This is a genomic window from Nostoc sp. 'Peltigera membranacea cyanobiont' 232, assembly GCF_002245985.1.
Taxonomy (GTDB): Bacteria; Cyanobacteriota; Cyanobacteriia; order Cyanobacteriales; family Nostocaceae; genus Nostoc.
Window position 1 is genome coordinate 1 of record NZ_NOLK01000378.1, and the last position, 1,541, is coordinate 1,541.

Genomic DNA, 1,541 nt, shown 5'->3' on the forward strand with positions numbered 1-1,541 from the left:
CAATTCCCCATTCCCCATTCCCCATTCCCACCCCGAAGGGGCTATGAATAAATTCGAGGTCGATAGTCCCGGTCAGAAGGCAGTTCGTCCATAAAAGACAGAGCGTTCAAATCCCTTCGCTCCCCTGGATAAAGGAGAACAACAGGCAAGTTGCTTGTCTTACCATCGATATGCTTAAGAAGTGCTGATGAGCGAAAAAATGGATACAGCCCTCCAGCACGTCCCAAAAAAATCAACGTGCGGTTGATTTCACCTGGGTGTTTATCTGAAAAATCATCGATTAAGGCAATAACATCTTTGGCAATCCCCTCAGCCCCTTCAATGTAAAGTGCAATTTTGTCTTTTAAATGATTCAGCGCCCGGTTTGGGTCTTTGGCATAGAGACGATGCTCTGTGCGAATAATACTTTCTAAAACCCTTGGTTCCTCTCGCTTGAGTCTGTCTAAAAACAAGCACTGAAGAGAGATTGCTAGGACATTCCAACCTTGTCCCTTCAGGTCATCTGTTAGTACCCGGATTTGAGCGCGAAGTTTAAATTCTTCACGAGGATCGTAAAGTAGAATGGCAAATCGGTAGTTCCGCATTGTGCTAATTTTGGGGCCACCTTCATCGAGCAAGTCGCTGCGTAGTGCCTGCACCGCAGACATTTGAAGGTCAAGCAAAGATCCAATCATGCTTGTTCCTCCCACTTCGCTTCATTGGCGTAGTCTCTCGCAGAGAGGATTTGCATCGCCCAAGATTTCAGGTCAACATAATGCCAGCCAAAATCATAAAGATCACCCATGCGGGTAAATGATAACCCTGGTAGACGGCTCAACCTCTGTTCTAAAAAGCTGTCAAATAGGCCAACAGAGTTGAAATAAGGATTACTGAGAAGTGAACCTTCAAAGTATAAATCACGTAAAAAATACAACCAGTAGGCTAGAGCTTCATCAGTCACCTTGGGATATTTGAGGCTACGCATCCCTGAGTTTTCCGAGCAAAGTCCCGCAGCAGCAGAGGCGGCTATCAAGCCAGTCGCCATGCGAAAGGTTGTTGCAGCAGACCACTCACTTTCCAGCTGCTGAATTACCCAACGTGCCACTATGTCTCGGTCAATGCCAGAATTGGGTTGTAGACGGCGCTGTTCTAAAAAAACACCAGTAAAATTGCGATACATGGGATCGCTCAGTTGCATGTGCCAGTGGCAGATATTTTGGCGAGTTGTGGGATCGTTAGGTCGCCAATGTTTAAGAACTGCTAAGGACATTGGATAGGCTTCAAAGCGATGGCTGAATTCTAATAGCAGGCTGCGAACACGTGCCATGCTTTTACTACCAAACCAACGTTCTTCAAAAGCAACAACTGCCCGTTGTTCTCTAGGTATATCTATCCTGAAGTGTTCCCAGTAGGCGCGGCTTTCTTCTAGCCCTAAACCCGCATTTCTCACAAGCTTCAGGCGTTTGATAGAGCAGAGGGGCAGAGGGGCAGAGGGGAAAGAACTTGGTATTTTTGTTCTCTCCCCTGCTCCCCTGCTCCCCTGCTCCCCTGCACAAGCACGG

Annotated in this window: 2 protein-coding genes; both read right to left on the bottom strand. The window is 47.2% G+C overall.

Going from position 1 to position 1,541, the window contains the following annotated elements; all coding sequences use genetic code 11:
* Positions 1 to 41 precede the first annotated feature (41 nt).
* Positions 42 to 674, bottom strand: coding sequence for a BREX protein BrxB domain-containing protein (locus CDG79_RS40450; protein WP_094347035.1), 633 nt, complete (start codon positions 672 to 674; stop codon positions 42 to 44).
* Positions 671 to 1,541 (bottom strand): hypothetical protein (locus tag CDG79_RS40455; protein ID WP_223278678.1); only part of this gene is annotated, 871 nt, incomplete at its 5' end. The genes CDG79_RS40455 and CDG79_RS40450, both read right to left, overlap by 4 nt.

Coding starts and splice junctions, on each gene's coding strand:
- CDG79_RS40450 (WP_094347035.1), bottom strand. CDS start 674: ATGATTGGATCTTTGCTTGACCTTCAAATGTCTGCGGTGCAGGCACTA.